General features: G+C 57.1%; 13 protein-coding genes and 4 tRNA genes. All 17 read right to left on the bottom strand.

Annotation, left to right across the window (positions count from 1 at the left end; all coding sequences use genetic code 11):
• Positions 1 to 15: 15 nt before the first annotated feature.
• The gene (rpsG, locus tag HX830_RS28610) at positions 16 to 486 is read right to left on the bottom strand and encodes a 30S ribosomal protein S7 (protein ID WP_103495381.1); all 471 of its coding nucleotides are present in this window, start codon (positions 484 to 486) and stop codon (positions 16 to 18) included.
• Positions 487 to 606: 120 nt separating this feature from the next.
• On the bottom strand, positions 607 to 978 hold the full coding sequence (rpsL, locus tag HX830_RS28615; RefSeq protein WP_003186084.1) for a 30S ribosomal protein S12: 372 nt from the start codon (positions 976 to 978) through the stop codon (positions 607 to 609).
• Positions 979 to 1,196: 218 nt separating this feature from the next.
• Positions 1,197 to 5,396, bottom strand: a complete 4,200-nt coding sequence (gene rpoC, locus HX830_RS28620) for a DNA-directed RNA polymerase subunit beta' (protein ID WP_100944351.1) — start codon at positions 5,394 to 5,396, stop codon at positions 1,197 to 1,199.
• Positions 5,397 to 5,460: 64 nt separating this feature from the next.
• A complete protein-coding gene (gene rpoB / locus HX830_RS28625) occupies positions 5,461 to 9,534 on the bottom strand; it encodes a DNA-directed RNA polymerase subunit beta (RefSeq protein WP_100944350.1) in 4,074 nt (1,357 codons plus the stop codon).
• 221 nt (positions 9,535 to 9,755) lie between these two features.
• A complete protein-coding gene (rplL, locus tag HX830_RS28630) occupies positions 9,756 to 10,121 on the bottom strand; it encodes a 50S ribosomal protein L7/L12 (protein ID WP_100944349.1) in 366 nt (121 codons plus the stop codon).
• A gap of 78 nt (positions 10,122 to 10,199) precedes the next feature.
• Positions 10,200 to 10,700, bottom strand: a complete 501-nt coding sequence (rplJ, locus tag HX830_RS28635; RefSeq protein ID WP_100944348.1) for a 50S ribosomal protein L10 — start codon at positions 10,698 to 10,700, stop codon at positions 10,200 to 10,202.
• Positions 10,701 to 10,900: 200 nt separating this feature from the next.
• Positions 10,901 to 11,596, bottom strand: coding sequence for a 50S ribosomal protein L1 (gene rplA, locus HX830_RS28640; RefSeq protein ID WP_103495380.1), 696 nt, complete (start codon positions 11,594 to 11,596; stop codon positions 10,901 to 10,903).
• The gene (gene rplK, locus HX830_RS28645; protein ID WP_003176435.1) at positions 11,596 to 12,027 is read right to left on the bottom strand and encodes a 50S ribosomal protein L11; all 432 of its coding nucleotides are present in this window, start codon (positions 12,025 to 12,027) and stop codon (positions 11,596 to 11,598) included. The genes rplA and rplK overlap by 1 nt, the downstream gene beginning before the upstream one ends.
• A gap of 117 nt (positions 12,028 to 12,144) precedes the next feature.
• Entirely contained in the window at positions 12,145 to 12,678 is a 534-nt protein-coding gene (gene nusG / locus HX830_RS28650) for a transcription termination/antitermination protein NusG (RefSeq protein WP_003186097.1), read from the bottom strand.
• Between the two features lie 9 nt (positions 12,679 to 12,687).
• Entirely contained in the window at positions 12,688 to 13,056 is a 369-nt protein-coding gene (secE, locus tag HX830_RS28655) for a preprotein translocase subunit SecE (protein ID WP_100944346.1), read from the bottom strand.
• A 45-nt stretch (positions 13,057 to 13,101) separates the two neighbouring features.
• Positions 13,102 to 13,177 (bottom strand) — tRNA-Trp (locus tag HX830_RS28660).
• Between the two features lie 54 nt (positions 13,178 to 13,231).
• Positions 13,232 to 14,425 (bottom strand): elongation factor Tu, encoded by a 1,194-nt coding sequence (gene tuf, locus HX830_RS28665; RefSeq protein ID WP_100944345.1) that lies wholly within the window; start codon positions 14,423 to 14,425, stop codon positions 13,232 to 13,234.
• Positions 14,426 to 14,510: 85 nt separating this feature from the next.
• Positions 14,511 to 14,586: transfer RNA gene (locus tag HX830_RS28670), tRNA-Thr, on the bottom strand.
• Positions 14,587 to 14,612: 26 nt separating this feature from the next.
• Positions 14,613 to 14,686, bottom strand: a tRNA-Gly gene (locus tag HX830_RS28675).
• Positions 14,687 to 14,711: 25 nt separating this feature from the next.
• Positions 14,712 to 14,796: transfer RNA gene (locus HX830_RS28680), tRNA-Tyr, on the bottom strand.
• 142 nt (positions 14,797 to 14,938) lie between these two features.
• A complete protein-coding gene (locus HX830_RS28685; protein WP_103495379.1) occupies positions 14,939 to 15,385 on the bottom strand; it encodes an SPOR domain-containing protein in 447 nt (148 codons plus the stop codon).
• A gap of 101 nt (positions 15,386 to 15,486) precedes the next feature.
• Positions 15,487 to 16,446 (bottom strand): bifunctional biotin--[acetyl-CoA-carboxylase] ligase/biotin operon repressor BirA, encoded by a 960-nt coding sequence (gene birA / locus HX830_RS28690; RefSeq protein WP_177104022.1) that lies wholly within the window; start codon positions 16,444 to 16,446, stop codon positions 15,487 to 15,489.
• Positions 16,447 to 16,774 lie beyond the last annotated feature (328 nt).

Consider the following 16,774-nt stretch of genomic DNA (forward strand, 5'->3'; position numbering starts at 1 on the left):
TGAGTGACGCTAAAATTAGAAGCGGTAGTGCGAGAAAGCCTTGTTGGCTTCAGCCATACGGTGCACGTCTTCACGCTTCTTAACTGCAGCACCTTTACCTTCAGCGGCATCCAACAGTTCGCCAGCCAAACGCAGAGCCATGGACTTCTCGCCGCGCTTGCGGGCGAAGTCTACCAACCAGCGCATTGCCAGAGCGTTACGACGGGACGGACGAACTTCGACCGGAACCTGGTAAGTAGCACCGCCTACACGGCGCGACTTCACTTCGACCAGCGGAGCGATGGCGTCGAGTGCTTTCTCGAAGAGTTCCAGGGGGTCAGCGTTTTTGCGCTCTTTAACTTTTTCCAGAGCACCATAAACGATACGTTCGGCCACGGCTTTCTTGCCGCTTTCCATCACGTGGTTCATGAATTTGGCGAGAATCTGGCTACCGTATTTCGGATCGTCCAGAATCTCACGCTTGGCTGCTACACGACGTCTTGGCATTGATAAGCCCTCAAACGGTCTTCAGGTTAGCCCGGGAACATGACACCCAGTGGATGTACGCCCGACCTTACTCTTATCGACTCAAAAAAATAAAAATCAGTTACTGCAGCAAACGACCGATTACTTCGGACGCTTGGTACCGTATTTCGAACGACCTTGGTTACGACCTTTGACGCCGGAGGTATCCAGGGAGCCGCGAACGGTGTGGTAACGAACACCTGGCAAGTCTTTTACACGACCGCCACGGATCAGGACCACGCTGTGCTCTTGCAGGTTGTGGCCTTCACCGCCGATGTACGAGGAAACCTCGAAACCGTTGGTCAGGCGCACACGGCATACTTTACGCAGTGCCGAGTTAGGTTTTTTCGGCGTGGTGGTGTACACACGGGTGCACACGCCACGACGTTGCGGGCAGTTCTGCAGCGCAGGTACGTCGGATTTCTCGACGATACGCTTACGCGGCTGACGTACCAGCTGGTTGATAGTTGCCATCTACTAGCTCCACTGTTGTCTTGCGACGCTATTGTCTTGCAAGAAAAGCAAAATGGCAGGAACGAGTTCCCGCCAAATTTAGGGGTACAAGAGTCTAAAGAGGATCTTGTCCCCAGTCAAGACAAGGCCCCGATCTCCTCACACCGACCATCGCAACAAAAAATGTCGCGATGGCGTTGGCGGAGGCTATCAGGGCCTTGATCTCACTACCGCAGAACTCAGTTACCGCTAGAGTTCAGCGCTTCGGTCAGTGCAGCTTCCACTTCACTGGCGCTTACGCGCAACGGCTTGTCCAGTTCACGACGACGCTTGCGCTCGCTGTGATAGGCCAGACCGGTACCGGCCGGGATCAGACGACCCACAACCACGTTTTCTTTCAGGCCGCGCAGGTAATCGCGCTTGCCGGTAACGGCCGCTTCGGTCAGTACGCGGGTGGTCTCTTGGAAAGAGGCCGCCGAGATGAACGATTCGGTCGACAACGACGCCTTGGTGATACCCAGCAGAACGCGAGTGAACTTGGAAACGAACTTGTCGTCGCCCGCCAGACGCTCGTTCTCTACCAGAACGTGAGTCAGCTCCATCTGGTCGCCCTTGATGAAGGTGGAATCGCCGGATTCAGCGATTTCAACTTTACGCAGCATCTGACGCAGGATGGTCTCGATGTGCTTGTCGTTGATCTTCACGCCTTGCAGACGGTAAACGTCCTGGATCTCGTTGACGATGTACTTGGCCAGCGCACTCACACCCAACAGACGCAGGATGTCGTGTGGATCGCTTGGACCGTCGGAGATAACTTCGCCGCGGTTCACTTGTTCGCCTTCGAAGACGTTCAGGTGACGCCACTTCGGAATCAGCTCCTCGTACGGATCGCTACCGTCGTTCGGGGTAATGACCAGACGGCGCTTGCCCTTGGTCTCTTTACCGAACGCGATGGTGCCGCTGACTTCAGCCAGAATCGAGGCCTCTTTCGGACGACGGGCTTCGAACAAGTCGGCAACACGCGGCAGACCACCGGTGATGTCGCGAGTTTTCGAAGTTTCTTGCGGAATCCGCGCGATAACGTCACCGATCGCGATTTTCGCACCGTCCGCCACACCGACCAGGGCGTTGGCTGGCAGGAAGTACTGAGCGATTACGTCAGTGCCTGGCAGCAACAGATCCTTGCCGTTGTCGTCGACCATCTTCACCGCAGGACGAATGTCCTTGCCGGCTGCTGGACGGTCTTTGGCATCGAGGACTTCAATGTTGGTCATACCGGTCAATTCGTCAGTCTGACGCTTGATCGTGATGCCTTCTTCCATGCCCACGTAGGTCACGGTACCTTTCATTTCGGTAACGATCGGGTGAGTGTGCGGATCCCACTTGGCCACGATTGCGCCAGCGTCGACCTTGTCACCCTCTTTAACCGAAATCACCGCACCGTACGGCAGCTTGTAGCGCTCGCGCTCACGACCGTAGTCGTCGGCAATCGCCAGCTCACCGGAGCGGGACACTGCAACCAGGTGGCCATCCACTCGCTCAACGTGTTTCAGGTTGTGCAGACGGACGGTACCGCCATTCTTGACCTGAACGCTGTCGGCTGCGGAGGTCCGGCTTGCCGCACCACCGATGTGGAACGTACGCATGGTCAGCTGGGTACCCGGCTCACCGATGGACTGGGCAGCGATAACGCCGACCGCTTCACCGATGTTCACCTGGTGACCACGAGCCAAGTCACGGCCGTAGCACTTGGCGCAGATGCCATAACGGGTTTCGCAGCTGATCGGCGAGCGCACGATGACTTCGTCGATGCTATTCAGCTCGATGAATTCAACCCACTTCTCGTCAACCAGGGTGCCGGCAGGAACGATGATTTCCTCGGTGCCCGGCTTGAAGACGTCACGGGCGATCACTCGACCCAGTACGCGCTCACCCAACGGCTCTACTACGTCACCGCCTTCGATGTGCGGCGTCATGAGCAAGCCTTGCTCAGTGCCACAGTCGACTTCGGTCACCACCAGATCCTGCGCCACGTCTACCAGACGACGGGTCAGGTAACCGGAGTTCGCGGTTTTCAACGCGGTATCCGCGAGACCCTTACGAGCACCGTGAGTGGAGATGAAGTACTGGAGTACGCTCAGGCCTTCACGGAAGTTCGCGGTGATCGGCGTCTCGATGATCGAGCCGTCCGGCTTGGCCATCAGACCACGCATACCGGCCAGCTGACGGATCTGGGCTGCGGAACCCCGCGCACCCGAGTCGGCCATCATGTACATCGAGTTGAAGGATTCCTGGTCGACTTCGTCGCCATGACGGTCGATGACCTTCTCTTTCGAGAGGTTGGCCATCATCGCCTTGGACACTTCGTCGTTCGCCTTGGACCACAAGTCGATCACTTTGTTGTACTTCTCGCCCTGGGTAACCAGGCCGGAGGCGTACTGACTTTCGATCTCTTTCACTTCGTCGGTGGCAGCACCGATGATGCGGGCTTTTTCATCCGGGATAACGAAGTCGTTAACACCGATGGAAACGCCGGAAATGGTCGAATAGGCAAAACCGGTGTACATCAACTGGTCAGCGAAGATCACGGTCTCTTTCAAACCAACCACGCGGTAGCACTGGTTGATCAGTTTGGAGATCGCCTTCTTCTTCATCGGCAGGTTGACGACGTCGAACGACAGGCCGGCCGGAACCACCTGGAACAACAGCGCACGGCCGACAGTGGTGTCGACGATACGGGTGTTCTTGACGCTGCCACCATCACGATCATTGACGGTTTCGTTGATACGAACCTTGATCTTGGCGTGGAGGGCTGCTTCGCCGGCGCGGAATACGCGGTCGACTTCCTGCAGGTCCGCGAAGATACGACCTTCGCCCTTGGCGTTGATCGCTTCACGGGTCATGTAGTACAGACCCAATACAACGTCCTGCGACGGAACGATGATTGGCTCACCGTTGGCAGGCGACAGGATGTTGTTGGTCGACATCATCAACGCACGCGCTTCGAGCTGGGCTTCCAGCGTCAGCGGTACGTGCACGGCCATCTGGTCGCCGTCGAAGTCGGCGTTGTACGCAGCACAGACCAGCGGGTGCAGCTGGATAGCCTTACCTTCGATCAGTACCGGTTCAAACGCCTGGATACCCAGACGGTGAAGGGTCGGTGCACGGTTGAGGAGGACCGGGTGTTCGCGAATCACTTCAGCGAGAACGTCCCAAACCTCTGGCAGTTCGCGCTCGACCATTTTCTTGGCGGCTTTGATGGTGGTCGCGAGACCACGCATTTCCAGCTTGCCGAAAATGAACGGTTTGAACAGCTCGAGGGCCATCTTCTTCGGCAGACCGCACTGGTGCAGACGCAGGGTCGGACCTACGGTAATTACCGAACGACCCGAGTAGTCAACACGCTTACCGAGCAAGTTCTGACGGAAACGACCTTGCTTACCCTTGATCATGTCAGCCAGGGATTTCAGAGGACGCTTGTTCGAACCGGTAATGGCGCGACCGCGACGACCGTTGTCCAGCAGGGCATCCACAGCTTCCTGCAGCATGCGCTTTTCGTTGCGCACGATGATGTCAGGCGCGGACAGGTCCAGCAGGCGCTTCAAACGGTTGTTACGGTTGATCACTCGACGATACAGATCGTTGAGGTCGGAAGTCGCGAAGCGACCGCCATCAAGCGGAACCAGTGGACGCAGGTCTGGCGGCAGAACCGGCAGAACGGTCAGCACCATCCACTCTGGCAGGTTGCCGGAACCCTGGAAGGCTTCCATCAACTTCAGGCGCTTGGACAGCTTCTTGATCTTGGTTTCGGAGTTGGTTTGCGGAATTTCTTCGCGCAGACGGCCAATCTCGTGTTCCAGGTCGATCGCGTGCAGCAGCTCGCGGACGGCCTCAGCACCCATGCGGGCGTCGAAGTCATCACCGAACTCTTCGAGGGCTTCGAAGTACTGCTCGTCGTTCAGCAGCTGGCCTTTTTCAAGGGTGGTCATGCCCGGGTCGATAACGACGTAGCTCTCGAAGTAGAGAACGCGTTCGATATCACGCAGGGTCATGTCCATCAGCAAGCCGATACGCGACGGCAGGGACTTCAGGAACCAGATGTGGGCAACCGGCGAAGCCAGCTCGATGTGCGCCATGCGCTCACGACGAACCTTGGCCAGTGCGACTTCAACGCCGCACTTCTCGCAGATCACACCACGGTGCTTCAAGCGCTTGTACTTACCGCACAGGCACTCGTAATCCTTGACCGGGCCAAAGATCTTGGCGCAGAACAGGCCGTCACGCTCAGGTTTGAACGTACGGTAGTTGATGGTTTCCGGCTTTTTAACTTCGCCGAACGACCACGAACGGATCATCTCAGGCGAGGCCAATCCAATACGGATGGCGTCGAACTCTTCGACTTGACCCTGGTTTTTCAGCAAATTCAGTAGGTCTTTCAAGGCCTTTCCTCCTGGCGGAGCAGAGAGCGGGCCATACAGCCCCGCTCTCGATTCGCGTCACGTGTTATTCGGTTTCCAGATCGATATCGATGCCGAGGGAACGAATTTCCTTGATCAACACGTTGAAGGACTCGGGCATGCCCGGCTCCATACGGTGATCGCCGTCCACGATGTTTTTGTACATCTTGGTCCGACCGTTCACATCGTCCGACTTCACTGTGAGCATTTCTTGCAGAGTGTATGCAGCACCGTATGCTTCCAGTGCCCAGACCTCCATCTCCCCGAAACGCTGACCACCGAACTGCGCCTTACCACCCAGCGGCTGCTGGGTAACCAGGCTGTACGAACCGGTAGAACGAGCGTGCATCTTGTCGTCTACCAAGTGGTTCAGCTTCAGCATGTACATGTAGCCAACGGTAACCGGACGTTCGAACTTGTTGCCGGTACGACCATCGAACAGTTGCATCTGGCCGCTTTCCGGCAGGTCTGCCAGTTTCAGCATGGCCTTGATTTCAACTTCCTTGGCACCGTCGAATACTGGGGTGGCCATTGGCACACCAGCCTTGAGGTTGTGCGCCAAGTCGAGGATTTCCTGGTCGGTGAAGCTGTCCAGGTCCTCGTTACGACCGCCGATCTCGTTGTAGATCTCGTGCAGGAACTTGCGCAGGTCAGCGACCTTGCGTTGCTCCTCGATCATGCGGTTGATCTTCTCGCCCAGACCTTTGGCCGCCAGGCCCAGGTGGGTTTCGAGGATCTGACCAACGTTCATACGCGAAGGTACGCCCAGCGGGTTGAGGACGACGTCGACCGGGGTGCCATGGGCATCGTGCGGCATGTCTTCAACCGGCATGATCACGGAGACCACACCCTTGTTACCGTGACGACCGGCCATCTTGTCGCCCGGCTGGATGCGACGACGGATTGCCAGGTAGACCTTGACGATCTTCAGTACGCCCGGAGCCAGGTCATCGCCTTGCTGCAGCTTGCGCTTCTTGTCTTCGAACTTGTCGTCCAGCAGACGGCGGCGATCAACGATGTAGGCCTGGGCCTTCTCGAGCTGCTCGTTCAACGCATCTTCAGCCATGCGCAGTTTGAACCACTGCCCATGCTCCAGACCGTCGAGCACTTCGTCGGTGATTTCCTGACCTTTCTTCAGGCCAGCGCCGCCTTCGGCCTTGTGGCCAACCAGCGCGGAACGCAGACGTTCGAAGGTCGCGCCTTCAACGATGCGGAACTCTTCGTTGAGGTCCTTGCGGATCTCGTCGAGCTGGCTCTTCTCGATGGACAGTGCACGGGTATCGCGCTCGACGCCATCACGGGTGAAGACCTGCACGTCGATGACGGTGCCCTTGGTACCGGTTGGTACACGCAGGGAGGTGTCTTTGACGTCGCTGGCCTTCTCACCGAAGATCGCACGCAGCAGTTTTTCTTCCGGAGTCAGTTGGGTCTCGCCTTTCGGAGTGACCTTGCCGACCAGGATGTCGCCCGGGCCGACTTCGGCACCGACGTAGACGATACCGGCTTCGTCCAGCTTGTTCAGTGCGGCTTCACCCACGTTCGGGATGTCCGCAGTGATTTCCTCTGGCCCAAGCTTGGTGTCACGCGCCACACAGGTCAGTTCCTGGATGTGGATCGTGGTGAAACGGTCTTCCTGAACAACGCGTTCCGACAGGCAGATGGAGTCTTCGAAGTTGAAGCCGTTCCATGCCATGAAGGCGATGCGCATGTTCTGACCCAGAGCCAGTTCACCCATGTCGGTGGACGGGCCGTCGGCCATGATGTCGCTACGCTGAACACGATCACCTTTACGCACCAGCGGACGCTGGTTGATGCAGGTGTTCTGGTTCGAGCGGGTGTACTTGGTCAGGTTGTAGATGTCGACACCGGCTTCGCCGGTTTCAACTTCGTCATCGGCAACACGAACCACGATACGGCTGGCATCGACGGAGTCGATCACGCCACCACGACGAGCCACGACGCAAACGCCGGAGTCACGGGCAACGTTGCGCTCCATGCCGGTACCTACCAGCGGCTTGTCGGCACGCAGGGTCGGTACAGCCTGACGCTGCATGTTGGAACCCATCAACGCACGGTTGGCGTCGTCGTGCTCGAGGAACGGGATCAGCGACGCTGCAACCGACACAACCTGCTTCGGCGAAACGTCCATCAGGGTGACGTCTTCCGGCGCCTTGACGGTGAACTCGTTCAGGTGACGTACGGCTACCAGCTCGTCGATCAGCACTTTCTGCTCGTTCATGGTCGCCGAAGCCTGGGCGATCACGTGATCGGCCTCTTCAATAGCGGACAGGAACACAATCTCGTCGGTGACCAAGGCGTCTTTCACCACACGGTACGGGCTTTCCAGGAAGCCGTACTGGTTGGTGCGCGCATAAGCGGCCAGGGAGTTGATCAGACCGATGTTCGGACCTTCCGGCGTTTCGATCGGGCAAACACGACCGTAGTGCGTCGGGTGTACGTCACGGACTTCGAAGCCGGCGCGTTCGCGGGTCAGACCACCAGGGCCGAGTGCGGAGACACGACGCTTGTGGGTGATCTCGGACAGCGGGTTGTTCTGGTCCATGAACTGCGACAGCTGGCTGGAACCGAAGAACTCTTTCACCGCCGCAGCCACTGGCTTGGCGTTGATGAGGTCCTGCGGCATCAGGCCTTCGCTTTCAGCCATCGACAGACGTTCCTTGACCGCACGCTCAACGCGTACCAGGCCAACACGGAACTGGTTCTCGGCCATTTCGCCTACGCAGCGAACACGACGGTTACCCAGGTGGTCGATGTCGTCGACGATGCCTTTGCCGTTACGGATGTCGACCAGGGTCTTGAGGACCGCGACGATATCGTCCTTGTTCAGTACGCCCGAACCTTCGATCTCGGTACGACCGATACGACGGTTGAACTTCATCCGGCCGACCGCAGACAGGTCATAGCGCTCAGGGCTGAAGAACAGGTTGTTGAACAGGGTCTCGGCGGCATCCTTGGTCGGTGGCTCACCAGGACGCATCATGCGATAGATCTCGACCAGCGCTTCCAGTTGGTTGCTGGTGGAGTCGATCTTCAGCGTGTCGGAGATGAACGGACCGCAGTCGATGTCGTTGGTGTACAGCGTCTCGATGCGAACGACCTGGGCCTTGGCGATTTTCGCCAGGATCTCGGTGTTCAGCTCGGTGTTGCATTCGGCCAGGATTTCGCCGGTAGCCGGGTGCACGATGACCTTGGCGGTGGTGCGGCCCAGGACGTAGTCCAGCGGCACATCCAGCTCTTTGATCCCGGCTTTTTCCAGCTGGTTGATGTGGCGAGCGGTAATACGGCGACCCTGCTCGACAATCACCTTGCCTTTGTCATCGAGGATATCGAGGACGGCGATTTCACCGCGCAGACGCTGAGGCACCAGCTCCAGGCTCAGGGTTTCGCCCTTCACGTGAAAAACGTTGGTGGTGTAGAACGCGTCCAGCACTTCTTCGGTGGCGTAGCCCAGTGCGCGCAGCAGCACGGAAGCCGGCAGCTTGCGACGACGGTCGATACGCACGAAGACGCAGTCTTTCGGGTCGAACTCGAAGTCCAACCACGAACCGCGGTAAGGAATGATCCGCGCGGAGTACAGCAGTTTGCCGGAGCTGTGCGTCTTGCCGCGGTCGTGGTCGAAGAACACGCCCGGGGAACGGTGCAGCTGGGAAACGATCACGCGCTCGGTACCGTTGATAACGAAGGTACCGTTCTCGGTCATCAGGGGGATTTCACCCATGTAGACTTCTTGCTCTTTGATGTCCTTGATCGCTTTGTTCGACGATTCTTTGTCGAAAATGATCAGGCGCACTTTTACCCGCAAAGGTACGGCGTAAGTCACACCGCGCAATACGCATTCTTTGACATCAAATGCCGGTTCGCCCAGGCGATAACCGACGTACTCCAGCGCAGCATTGCCGGAGTAGCTGATGATCGGGAAAACGGATTTGAAGGCCGCATGCAGGCCCACGTCGCGGAACTGATCTTTAGTCGCTCCCGCCTGCAAGAATTCACGATACGAATCCAGCTGGATGGCCAGGAGGTACGGCACATCCATGACGTCCGGCAACTTGCTAAAGTCCTTGCGGATACGTTTTTTCTCAGTATATGAGTAAGCCATCAGCGTTCCCCAGCTTGGTCACCTGCTTGTTTGGCCCCTCCCCGACGGGAGCAGCCAGAAAATCGTGCAAACCCCATGGTTTGCGCCACCGCATCGGGTGGTTGAAGCACGTCAAAGGCACCGACCGAGTCGGCCGCCAGTAACGGAAAAAGGCCGGTGGCAAGAGCCACCAGCCATCAGCCTGTCGCTTAACGCTCGGGCTGGAGACGCAAGGTCAGAGCTTACTTCAGCTCGACTTTAGCGCCTGCTTCTTCCAGTGCTGCTTTGGCTTTGTCAGCTGCGTCTTTGGCAACAGCTTCCAGAACCAGGGCAGGAGCGCCGTCAACTACAGCCTTGGCTTCTTTCAGGCCCAGACCGGTCAGTTCACGTACTGCCTTGATCACGTTAACTTTCTTCTCGCCAGCTTCCAGCAGCATGACGTTGAATTCGGTTTGCTCTTCAACAACAGCGGCAGCAGCAGCAGGACCTGCCGAAGCAGCAGCAGCGGTCACACCGAATTTTTCTTCGAAAGCTTTGATCAGCTCAACAACCTGCAGAACCGACATTTCAGCTACGGCGTTGAGGATATCTTCTTGGGAGATAGACATTACTGTATTTCCTGAATTGGGGGACGGCCTACGCGACCATCGAAATAAACAAAAATACGCGAAAAGAAGTGCTCAGCCTTAGGCTGCGACAGCTTCTTTCTGGTCGCGAATAGCCGCCAGAGTACGAGCCAACTTGCTGGTAGCGCCTTGAATCACGCTCATCAGCTGGGAGATTGCTTCGTCACGGGTCGGCAAGGTTGCCAGTACGTCGATCTGATTGGCTGCGAGGAACTTGCCCTCGAACGCAGCTGCCTTGATCTCGAACTTGTCCTGACCCTTTGCAAACTCTTTGAACAGACGAGCAGCAGCGCCCGGGTGTTCCTTGGAGAAAGCAATCAGGGTCGGGCCTTTGAACACGTCGTTGAGGACCGAGTACTCGGTGCCTTCAACAGCGCGCTTGAGCAGGGTGTTACGTACGACACGTACGTACACGCCAGCTTCGCGGGCCTCTTTACGGAGTCCGGTCATCGCGCTTACTGTTACGCCACGGGCATCAGCCACGACAGCGGACAGAGCGACTTTGGCAGCCTCGTTGACTTCAGCGACGATGGCCTTCTTGTCTTCGAGTTTAATTGCCACGGGTTTAACTCCTGCTTGTTACCGTTTCATCTGGCCGAAGCCGGATGTCGTTTTGGTGTCTGATTCGGTAAGGAACCGGGAGCACCATCTGCGTAGGCTTGAGGTTTAAGGCTTGCGCCGCCTACGGTCTTGGATAGCCCCCGCCAGGCAGGGACCCCAATTTTTTTCGATTGGCGCAATCGCTTGCGCCAATGCGCGTCTTACGCTTCCAGCGAGCTCTGGTCGATGACCAGGCCTGGACCCATGGTGGTGCTCAGGGTAACGCGCTTGACGTAGATACCTTTCGAGGAAGCTGGCTTGATACGCTTCAGGTCAGCGATCAGGGCTTCAACGTTTTCCTTCAGCTTGACGGCGTCGAAGCCGATCTTGCCAACGGAGGTGTGGATAATACCGTTCTTGTCGGTGCGATAACGAACCTGACCGGCCTTGGCGTTTTTCACCGCGGTGGCGACGTCTGGAGTTACGGTACCGACTTTAGGGTTAGGCATCAGGCCACGTGGACCGAGGATCTGACCCAGTTGACCGACAACACGCATTGCGTCCGGGGAAGCAATAACGACGTCATAGTTCAGGTCGCCGCCTTTCATTTCGGCAGCCAGGTCGTCCATACCAACGCGATCGGCGCCGGCAGCCAGAGCAGCTTCAGCAGCCGGCCCCTGGGTGAACACAGCAACGCGAACGGTCTTGCCAGTGCCGTGTGGCAGCACAGTAGCGCTACGGACGACCTGGTCGGATTTACGTGGGTCAACGCCCAGGTTTACAGCAACGTCAAACGACTCGCTGAACTTGACAGTCGACAGCTCGGACAGCAGAGCAGCGGCTTCTACAAAGTTGTAGGCCTTGCCTGCTTCGATTTTGCCGGCGATAGCCTTTTGGCGCTTGGTCAGCTTAGCCATTACACACCCTCCACGTTAAGGCCCATGCTACGAGCAGAACCGGCGATGGTACGCACGGCTGCATCCATATCAGCTGCAGTCAGATCCGCGTTTTTGGTTTTCGCGATTTCTTCCAGCTGAGCACGGGTCACGGTGCCAACCTTAACGGTGTTCGGACGAGCGGAACCGCTGGTCAGGCCGGCGGCCTTTTTCAGCAGAACCGAAGCCGGGGTGGACTTGGTTTCGAAAGTGAAGCTGCGGTCACTGTAAACAGTGATGATCACAGGCGTCGGCAGACCTGGCTCAAGACCCTGGGTACGGGCGTTGAAGGCTTTGCAGAATTCCATGATGTTCACGCCGTGCTGACCCAGAGCTGGACCGACGGGTGGGCTAGGGTTGGCCTGGGCGGCCTTCACTTGCAGCTTGATGTAAGCGGTAATCTTCTTGGCCATGAGGCACTCCAATTACGGGTTCTAGCGCCTCGAAAGGCTCCCCGGTTACTTGCGCGTTTATCCCAGTGACGACAAAACCCCACAGCCTTGGACTGTGGGGTTGGGATGCTTGTTCAGCTAGACCTTTTCGACCTGGCTAAACTCCAACTCTACCGGAGTAGAGCGTCCGAAAATGAGCACGGCCACCTGGATGCGGCTCTTTTCGTAGTTGACCTCTTCGACGGTGCCGTTGAAGTCTGCGAACGGACCATCGGTAACACGTACGACTTCGCCCGGCTCGAACAGTGTCTTCGGCTTCGGCTTGTCGCTGCCGTCAGCGACGCGACGCAGAATCGCTTCTGCCTCTTTGTCGGTGATCGGTGCAGGCTTGTCGGCGGTACCGCCGATGAAACCCATCACCCGAGGCGTGTCCTTGACCAAGTGCCAAGTCCCCTCGTTCATGTCCATCTGTACCAGCACATAGCCAGGGAAGAATTTACGCTCACTCTTGCGCTTCTGGCCGTTACGCATTTCCACTACTTCTTCAGTAGGGACCAGAATTTCGCCGAAGCCATCTTCCATGCCTGCCAGCTTTACGCGCTCGACCAACGAGCGCATCACATGCTTCTCGTAACCCGAGTAAGCATGCACAACGTACCAACGCTTAGCCACGGGACACCCTTAGCCTACAATCGAGGAAACAAGCCAGCCGAGCAGGGAATCAAGCCCCCACAACAGCAACGCCATTACCAGAACAACAGCCACCACGATCAACGTGGTCTGCGTGGTTTCTTGGCGAGTCGGCCATACGACTTTACGAATCTCGGTACGAGCTTCCTTTGCCAGCACGAAGAACGACTTGCCTTTCGCGGTCTGCAGGCCTACAAAGGCAGCTACAGCAGCGATGACAAGCAGAGCCAGTACGCGGTACAGGATCGGCGAACCATGATAGTACTGGTTGCCAACAACACCAATCACCACCAAAGCGACTACGACGAGCCACTTGAGAAGATCGAAGCGAGAGCCTTGGGCTTCAGCGTTGGAGGTCATCTAAGAGAATCCTGTGAAAAGAAAGCCAGACACACCGAGTGAATCTGGCAGGTCAGGAGGGAATCGAACCCCCAACCTACGGTTTTGGAGACCGTCGCTCTGCCAATTGAGCTACTGACCTAAAACTTGAATCAGGCCGACCATTATGTCGACCTGAGAGAGGCATTTCAACTACTTATTCGATTACTTTCGCTACCACACCCGCGCCGACGGTACGACCGCCCTCACGGATAGCGAAACGCAAGCCATCTTCCATCGCAATAGTCTTGATCAGAGTGACAGTCATCTGAATGTTGTCACCTGGCATTACCATTTCGACGCCTTCCGGCAGCTCGCAGTTACCAGTCACATCAGTCGTACGGAAGTAGAACTGCGGACGGTAGCCCTTGAAGAACGGCGTATGACGACCGCCTTCTTCCTTGCTCAGGACGTAAACTTCTGCAGTGAACTTGGTGTGCGGCTTGACCGAACCCGGCTTGACCAGTACCTGGCCACGCTCGACATCGTCACGCTTGGTGCCGCGCAGCAGAACGCCGCAGTTTTCACCTGCACGACCTTCGTCGAGCAGTTTACGAAACATTTCAACGCCGGTGCAGGTGGTGACAGCAGTGTCACGCAAGCCTACGATTTCCAGCGGATCTTGAACACGAACGATACCGCGCTCAATACGACCCGTCACAACGGTACCGCGACCGGAGATCGAGAACACGTCTTCGATTGGCATCAGGAACGGCTTGTCGATTGCGCGCTCAGGCTCGGGAATGTAGCTATCCAGAGTCTCAACCAGCTTCTTGACAGCCGAAGTACCCATGCCATTTTCATCATTGCCTTCCAGCGCCATGCGCGCGGAGCCAATGATGATCGGCGTGTCGTCACCTGGGAAATCGTAAGTGCTCAGCAGATCGCGCACCTCCATCTCAACCAGCTCCAGCAGCTCGGCATCATCTACCAGGTCAGCCTTGTTCAGGAAGACCACAATGTAGGGAACGCCTACCTGACGGGACAACAGGATGTGCTCACGGGTTTGCGGCATCGGACCATCAGCGGCCGAGCAAACCAGGATCGCGCCATCCATCTGCGCAGCACCGGTAATCATGTTTTTTACGTAGTCGGCGTGACCTGGACAGTCAACGTGTGCGTAGTGACGCACGGCCGAATCGTATTCAACGTGAGCGGTGTTGATGGTGATGCCACGAGCTTTTTCTTCTGGGGCGCTATCGATCTTGTCGAAGTCAACCTTGGCCGAACCGAACACTTCGGAGCAAACGCGAGTCAAGGCAGCAGTGAGCGTAGTTTTACCATGGTCGACGTGACCAATGGTCCCCACGTTGACGTGCGGCTTATTACGTTCGAACTTTTCCTTAGCCATCGAAATCACCCTCAGGAGAAGAATTAAGCAAGCTACATCAGCCATTAAAACAAAGGCAGATATTTGCATATCTGCCTTGTTGTTATGGAGCTCTTGAGCGGATTTGAACCGCTGACCTCACCCTTACCAAGGGTGTGCTCTACCAACTGAGCTACAAGAGCGAAACACGGTGCACAAACAGCAAACTTGGAGCGGGTAGCGGGAATCGAACCCGCATCATCAGCTTGGAAGGCTGAGGTTCTACCACTAAACTATACCCGCGGAGCTTGCAGCTCACGCTTAAATATGGTGGAGGGGGAAGGATTCGAACCTTCGAAGTCGTAGACGTCAGATTTACAGTCTGATCCCTTTGGCCGCTCGGGAACCCCTCCTAAGCGAGCCGACATTCTACATCATGTCGACCTTCTGTCAAGCATTTTTCTCATTTAAATTATGAGGTTAGCTGCGTTGACCCGCTTCGTAGCCAGTCCCTCAAGAGGTGTTCACTGCGAAGCGGGCGCCATTCTATTCAAACTATTCGACAGTTGCAATGCCTTCGCACGGCATTATTTTATGTTTTAACTCATTGAATTCTTTAGCAAGGTTCTGCAGCAGGGCGTCGTCCAGCAAATGCTGGCTTTCAGGTGCGATCCGTACCCAGTACCCCGCCGAATCGGGCACATTCACCTGCTCTGCCCGCGCCTTGATATTGCTGCCCTGGAGACGCTGCACAATGGACTGCGCCAGATCCTGGCGAGCCACGGCACCCAGATAGACACAATCGCCTTCGCGCTCCGGCGCCGCAGAGACCGCACGACGCCCGCCGGCGCCATCGGATTCGCTCAACAACTGGATATCCTGGTGAGCGCTGCGGTACAGCGAAAGAGGAGCGACTTCCTTGGCCCTCAAGGGCGCTTCCTGCTGGTGCCAGACGTAATAGACACCATTGAGCACCAGCAACAACAGAAACAACCAACGCATAGGAACCTCAATCGAGCGGACACGCCACCGCCAAGCCAACCAATACCAGGACGGGCACCCGATGCGCCCTGCCCTTGTTAAAACCGCTAGCCGCCTCGAACTCAAGCATCATCGCGCAAGCGCAGGCTGAGTTCGCCACCACTGAAGACCTTTTCCACGCCATCCACTTGCAGACGGAGCGCGCCCTGCTGGTCGATGCCCAGCACGATCCCTTCGACCTGGCTCACTCCCGCGACTAGGGCGACCTTGCGCCCCTGCCAGAGATGATTCTGCTCCCACTCAGCCTGGATAGCCGCGAAACCAGAGGACTGGTGCCACTCCAGGTAAAAGCGCAGCTTTTCCCCCAGGCTCGCGATCAGCTCGTTGCGATCGATCGAACGACCCGTTTCCAACCGTGCCGATGTCCACAGCTGATCCACCTGTTCGGCAACCTGCATATTGACGTTGATCCCGACCCCCAGCACGACGTGACAGACATCCGCCGGGTCGCCGACCAGCTCCAGCAGAATGCCGGCGATCTTCTTGTTGTCCACCAGGACATCATTGGGCCACTTCAGCCCCGCCCGGGCGATCCCCAGCTCACGCAATGCACTTAGAACCGCCAGGCCGACCACCAGGCTCAAGCCCTCCAGCTGACGCATGCCGCCTTCGATCCTGAGCAACAGGCTGTAATAGATATTTTCCGCGAACGGACTGACCCAATGCCGGCCCCGGCGTCCTCGCCCCGCGGTTTGCCGTTCTGCCACCACGATGAAAGGCGCAGCAGCCCCCTTCTCCATCAGGCGTAGCGCCTCGGCATTGGTTGAGTCGATGGTGTCGTAGACATGCACTGGCCACGATGGGGAGGGTTTTGCAGCCACTATCTCCTGCTCGCCCAGCAACACCAGCGGATTGGCAAGCTGGTAACCGCGACCACGGACTTTATGGATAACCAGCCCGAACTCCGCCTCCAATTGCTGGAGCTGTTTCCAGACGGCGCTGCGGCTGACGCCCAAGGCTGCCCCTAGCGCTTGCCCGGAGTGGAATCGACCATCTTTGAGGAGCTTCAACAACGTCAACATGCAGGTCTCGACTCACAATGAGGCAGGCATGATAGCCATGCGCCGAGAGCTTGCATATGACTCTTGAGCCTTGCAGCGCCTGGGCCGGCCTCTTCGCGGGCAAGCCCGGCTCCTACAGTGTGATGTCGTATGCGAATTTTGTGTACGACGCCGTCCTGTAGGAGCAGGGCTTGCCCGCGAAGAGGCCCTCGAGTCTTGCGACATTTTCGCGGCCCAAAAACAAAACCCCAACTGCTTTCGCAATTGGGGTTTCGGAATTTAATCTTGACGATGACCTACTCTCACATGGGGAAACCCCACACTACCATCGGCGATGCATCGTTTCACT

Origin of the sequence: Pseudomonas gingeri (assembly GCF_013385425.1) — a bacterium.
Classification (GTDB): Bacteria; Pseudomonadota; Gammaproteobacteria; order Pseudomonadales; family Pseudomonadaceae; genus Aquipseudomonas; species Aquipseudomonas gingeri_D.